A 5,667-nucleotide genomic window follows, 5' to 3' on the forward strand; every position below is an offset into this window, starting at 1 on the left:
GAAACTAACGTACGTCCAATTGCGACACGCTGACGCTGACCACCTGAAAGCTCTTTCGGTTTGCGGGTTAAAAGGTGAGCAAGTTGTAGAATTTCTGCTACTTGGTTTACGCGTTGCTCAATTTCCTCTTTTTTTGCCCCTGCTAATTTCAAGCCGAACGACATATTTTCCGCAATCGTTAAGTGCGGATAAAGGGCATAAGATTGGAATACCATCCCGATATTGCGATTTGCTGGTGGCACATCATTCATTCGCTTATCGCCAATAAATAAATCACCAGAGGTAATTTCGTCTAAACCTGCAATCATTCGAAGTAAGGTCGATTTACCGCAACCTGAAGGACCAACGAAAACAACAAATTCACCATTTTTAATGTCTAAATTCACATTTTTTGAAATATGTACGTTACCGTAAGATTTACATACATTGACTAATCGAACATCGGTCATTTTGGTATCCTCATTGGGTCATTCAAACTTGATAACAGTTTACGGATTCTGACGAGTTACACATCATACTTTTGATCATTTTTTACAAATGTGAAGATATATTTTTTAGGTAAATTTTTGTGAGCCAGATCACAAAATTTGCATAAAAAAACGTGATCACGATCACAAAACAGGAGAGATGCGGTTAATTTTGTGACATAGATCACTAATTTCACCAAGGGGGATGAGAAGGGGGGAGGAGGAAAACAACACGCCATTTTTGCATTATGCACAACACAGAACTAAGCCTTTTAAGTATGGAAATGCTGAACTGCTTAGATGTGAATATCAACTCGATGAGGAACATCCTATGAAAAAATTAACTAAAACTGCACTTGTTGTTTGTGCTGGATTATTTGCAATGCAAGGTGTGCAAGCAAAAATCGTAGAAGGACAATTAAACATTTGGATTAGTGCGGATAAAGGCTACAACGGCTTAGCTGAAGTAGGGAAAAAATTCGAGAAAGATGCGGGCGTGAAAGTGACCGTTGAGCATCCAGGTAAATTGGAGGAATTATTCCCACAAGTTGCTTCAACTGGGGATGGTCCAGATATCATCATTTTCGCTCATGACCGCTTTGGTGGCTACGCACAAGCAGGTTTAATTGCAGAGGTGCAACCAAGTGCAGAATTTAAAACGAAAATTTCTGACATCGGTTGGAATGCAAATAAATATAACGGCAAACAAATTGCTTACCCTATTGCGATTGAATCACTCTCTTTAATCTATAACAAAGACTTAGTGCCGAACCCACCAAAAACGTGGGAAGAGATCGAAGGCTTAGACAAAGCACTTCGTGCAAAAGGTAAAAATGCGATTATGTGGAACTTACAAGAACCGTACTTTACCTGGCCAGTGTCTTCTTCACAAGGGGCTTATGCCTTTAAAGTTACCCAAAACGGCTATGACGTGAAAAATGTAGGTGTGAACAACGAAGCAGCGCAAAAAGGCTTACAATTCGTGGTCGATCTTGTGAAGAAAAAAGTAATCAATGCTGATGCTGATTACTCTGTTTCTGAAGCTTCATTCAACAAAGGTAATACCGCATTAACCATTAACGGTCCTTGGTCTTGGGCAAACATTGAGAAAAGCGGTATCAACTATGGTGTAGCGGTGCTTCCAACGTTAAACGGTAAAGCATCTAAACCATTCGTTGGCGTATTAAGTGCGGCAGTAAATGCGTCTAGCCCGAATCAAGACTTAGCAAAAGAGTTCTTAGAAAACTATCTATTAACCGATGAAGGTTTAGATACAATGAACAAAGATGCACCATTAGGTGCGGTAGCATTAAAATCTTACCAAGCAAAATTAGCCTCAGATCCACGCATCGCAGCAACAATGAAAAATGCAGAAAATGGAGAGATAATGCCAAATATCCCTCAAATGAGTCGTTTCTGGTATTCAGAAAAAGCAGCTATTGTGAATGCAACTTCTGGTCGTCAATCTGTAAAAGCTGCGCTTGATGAAGCACAAGCGAAGATTGAAAAAGAGTAGTTATTATATCGTCGAAGTAAGTGTAGGGGCGTGTTACACGTGCCCCTACACTAAAGCAACAACACTATTGCTACAAAAAAATCATTTCTTTTCTATGAATATTGCATTTTCATAGACTTTTGCGAAAGCGGTTATTTTTCTAAATTCTTGCATTTTCTCAAACATTTGGGGATCTTTATGCTAAATACCAAACCACTCACTCCTTCTCAACTTTGGGTTAAACGCATCTTTTCAGGCTTGCTTTATCTCATTGCGTTTTATCTTGTTTTTACTATCTATCTACAAGGTGAAATTCTGTTCGCACTGCTCGTGTTAGTTGTGGTCACTTCAGGAATTTACATCTTTAGTAATCAAGCTACCTATCGCTGGCGTTATGTTTATCCAGGCGTTGCTGCAATGGGAATTTTCGTACTGTTTCCACTGCTTTGTACGGTGGTAATTGCTTTTACAAACTACAGTGGCTCGAATCAGCTGAGCTATGAGCAGGTATTAAAACAGCTCCAAAGCCAAACCTATGCCGCAGGTGATCGTTTAGATTTTAAATTATTGGAAAATGGCGAGAACCAATACCAAATTGCCCTAACGAACAAAACTTCGCAAAAAAATTATCTTTCTGAACCGCTTGTATTAGGCAGTAATGAAGGTGAAGTGACGGTAAAAGAAGTGGAACAACTGCCTGAAGCCAAAGTTGCACCACTGAAAGTAATTACGCAAAATCGTCAAGTATTACAAAGCCTTCAAGTAGTATTGCCCACGGAAGAACGTTTGAGTATGAGTTCTTTACGCCAGTTTGCTGAGCAAAAACCACGTTATCGCTATGAAGACAGCTTACAAGACTTAACTAACGTAGAAACAGGCAAAGTTTATCGTGCGAATGATGCGATTGGTTTCTTTCAAGAAATCGATAATCAAGGCAATTTTGTTGGCGAGCGTTTAGAACCTGGTTATACCGTGGGTGTGGGCTGGAAAAACTTTGTGAAAATTTTAACCGATGAAGGCGTACAAGAACCTTTCCTTAAAATTTTCGTGTGGACGGTAGTTTTTGCCCTCTTAACTGTAGTATTCACTACGATCATTGGTATGGTATTTGCCTCACTTGTTCAATGGGAAGCATTACGCGGCAAATCGGTTTATCGCTTACTGCTCATTTTGCCATATGCCGTACCTGGATTCATTTCAATTTTGATTTTTAAAGGGCTATTTAATCAAAGTTTCGGGGAAATCAACTTAATTCTGAATAACCTATTCGGTATTCGTCCAGAGTGGTTTAACAATCCATTCTTAGCCAAAACGATGTTGTTAATTGTAAATACTTGGCTAGGCTATCCATACATTATGATCGTGTGTATGGGCTTATTAAAAGCAATACCTCAAGACTTATATGAGGCTTCAGCAATTGATGGGGCAAGCGTATGGCAAAACTTTACCCGCATTACGATGCCGTTGTTGGTAAAACCATTAATGCCACTTTTGATTGCAAGTTTTGCCTTTAACTTCAACAACTTTGTGTTAATTCAATTATTAACCAACGGCGGACCAAATATGGTGGGAACAACAACACCAGCAGGTCACACAGATTTGTTAGTAAGCTATACATATCGCATCGCTTTTGAAGGCAGCGGTACACAAGACTTTGGGTTAGCAGCTGCGATTGCTGTAATTATCTTCTTACTCGTGAGCGGATTAGCGTTGTTCCAAATTAGAATGACAAAACTTTCTCAGGATTAATGCTTTTACTCTCGTAGGGGCAGGGGTTATCCCTGTCCCAAATTGCCAAGGACAGGCATAAAGCTTGTCCCTACAAAGGTTCTAAGGAAAATACAAAAGGATACAACCTATGGCTATTGTCCAACCTAAATCAATGAAACTGCGTTTATTTTCAACGCATCTGTTTTTAATCGGCTTTTGTGCTTTAATTTTATTCCCGATGTTTATGATCATCGGTATCTCGCTTCGCCCAGGAAACTTGGCTTTAGGTGAGCTGATCCCAAGTGAAATCTCGCTCGAACACTGGAAATTAGCACTTGGTTTTAGTGTAACGCATGCTGATGGTACGGTAACACCACCACCATTCCCAGTTTTACTTTGGCTTTGGAACTCTGTGAAAGTCGCGGGCATTACCGCAATTATTACACTCATGCTTTCCACTACTGCAGCTTATGCCTTTGCACGCTTACGCTTTGTGGGAAAAAGCCTACTTTTAAAATCAATGCTGATTTTCCAAATGTTCCCTGCAGTGCTTTCTCTTGTGGCGTTGTATGCTTTATTTGATCGCTTGAGCGACTACATTCCATTTTTAGGCTTGAATACCCACGGCGGCGTGATTTTTGCTTACCTTGGCGGGATCGCAATGCATGTTTGGACAATCAAAGGCTACTTTGAAACCATTGATAAATCATTGGAAGAAGCCGCGGCTCTTGATGGTGCAACCCCGTGGCAAACTTTCCGCTTGATTTTATTGCCACTTTCTGTGCCAATTTTAGCGGTAGTATTTATTCTCGCATTTATTTCCTCTATCATTGAAGTCCCTGTTGCCTCCCTCTTATTACGTGATGTAGACAACTACACTTTAGCAGTGGGAATGCAACAATATCTTCACCCACAAAATTACCTCTGGGGCGACTTCGCAGCAGCGGCAATCCTTTCAGCGATTCCAATTACCCTTGTGTTTATTTTGGCACAACGTTGGTTAGTTGGCGGTCTCACAGCTGGTGGGGTAAAAGGATAGAAAACGTGGCGTGCGTGGATTTGAAAAATCCACGCACGCTTTGTCAATTTTTATGAAAAATAAACCGCTTGCGTGTGTGAAGCTTCGTTTCACACACCCTACGGTACGATATATTTATATTTAGGAAAAGCAAATGAAACAAACTCACCCCTATTTAAACACTTATTTCTTCGATGAATATGGTCGCCGTCGTTATGCAAGCTCGGAAGTTTACCAAAAAATCGCGAAACGCCTTGGCTCGCCAAAAAGTCGCCAAATTCTACCACTTGTTAAAGTGGTAAAGGCAGGACAAGCGGTCTATATTCCACTACATATTGCAAACAGCAATCAAGACTTGCAGGCTCACTGGCAACTTACGCTTGAAAATGGCGAGGTGCTTGCGGGTAAAGTAAAACGTAATGCGATTAACTTGCCGAGTAATTTACCTCTAGGCTATCACGAGCTTTCTCTTCACACCGCAAAAGCAGCGTATCATTGCCGTGTAATTGTAACACCAGAAACCGCGTTCCAACCCAAAGAGTTGCAAGCTCATCAAAAATTATGGGGAGCAATTTTACAGCTTTACACCTTACGTTCAGAGCAAAACTGGGGAATTGGCGATTTCAGTGATCTCAAAGTATTCTTAACCAAAGTAGCTGAAAAAGGTGGCGATTTTATCGGTCTTAATCCAATTCACGCACTTTTCCCAGCGAATGCAGAAGGGGCAAGCCCTTACAGCCCATCTTCACGTTTATGGATGAATATCATCTATATTGATGTGAATGCGATTGATGCATTCCAGCAATCTCAAGAGGCACAAGCGTGGTTTAATGACGCTGAAACACAACGCCAATTAGCCGAACAGCGTGCTAAAGATTAGCGAGGAGGTAAAAATAAGAAGCAAAGCTATATCTATGCCGGTCCCACTATAAGTGCTACGGACATGGTGCGCCAAGGTATTACATCTTCTTATGTAC

4 protein-coding genes and 1 pseudogene are annotated in these 5,667 nt (G+C 40.7%); 4 read left to right on the top strand and 1 reads right to left on the bottom strand.

What is annotated here, in order from left to right:
* Positions 1–449, bottom strand: a 449-nt coding sequence (locus KH943_RS08960) for an ATP-binding cassette domain-containing protein (protein ID WP_304110152.1), incomplete at its 3' end; no start/stop codon positions are given.
* Positions 450–798: 349 nt separating this feature from the next.
* Between KH943_RS08960 and malE the strand changes: the two genes are divergently transcribed.
* The 4 genes and pseudogenes from malE to KH943_RS08980 all read left to right on the top strand — a co-directional run.
* Positions 799–1,983: a maltose/maltodextrin ABC transporter substrate-binding protein MalE gene (gene malE / locus KH943_RS08965; protein WP_304110155.1), complete on the top strand. Its 1,185-nt coding sequence runs from the start codon at positions 799–801 to the stop codon at positions 1,981–1,983.
* 177 nt (positions 1,984–2,160) lie between these two features.
* Positions 2,161–3,711 (top strand): maltose ABC transporter permease MalF, encoded by a 1,551-nt coding sequence (malF, locus tag KH943_RS08970; RefSeq protein ID WP_304110159.1) that lies wholly within the window; start codon positions 2,161–2,163, stop codon positions 3,709–3,711.
* Between the two features lie 109 nt (positions 3,712–3,820).
* Positions 3,821–4,711, top strand: coding sequence for a maltose ABC transporter permease MalG (gene malG / locus KH943_RS08975; RefSeq protein WP_040216471.1), 891 nt, complete (start codon positions 3,821–3,823; stop codon positions 4,709–4,711).
* A 133-nt stretch (positions 4,712–4,844) separates the two neighbouring features.
* Positions 4,845–5,567 (top strand): annotated as a pseudogene (locus tag KH943_RS08980) (4-alpha-glucanotransferase); the annotation flags it as partial.
* Positions 5,568–5,667 lie beyond the last annotated feature (100 nt).

The sequence above is a fragment of the Haemophilus parahaemolyticus genome (assembly GCF_018373095.1).
Taxonomy (GTDB): Bacteria; Pseudomonadota; Gammaproteobacteria; order Enterobacterales; family Pasteurellaceae; genus Haemophilus_A; species Haemophilus_A parahaemolyticus_A.

Bases quoted from the DNA above. Each gene is read 5' to 3' on its own strand.
- malE (WP_304110155.1), top strand. From the start codon at position 799: ATGAAAAAATTAACTAAAACTGCACTTGTTGTTTGTGCTGGATTATTT.
- malF (WP_304110159.1), top strand. From the start codon at position 2,161: ATGCTAAATACCAAACCACTCACTCCTTCTCAACTTTGGGTTAAACGC.
- malG (WP_040216471.1), top strand. From the start codon at position 3,821: ATGGCTATTGTCCAACCTAAATCAATGAAACTGCGTTTATTTTCAACG.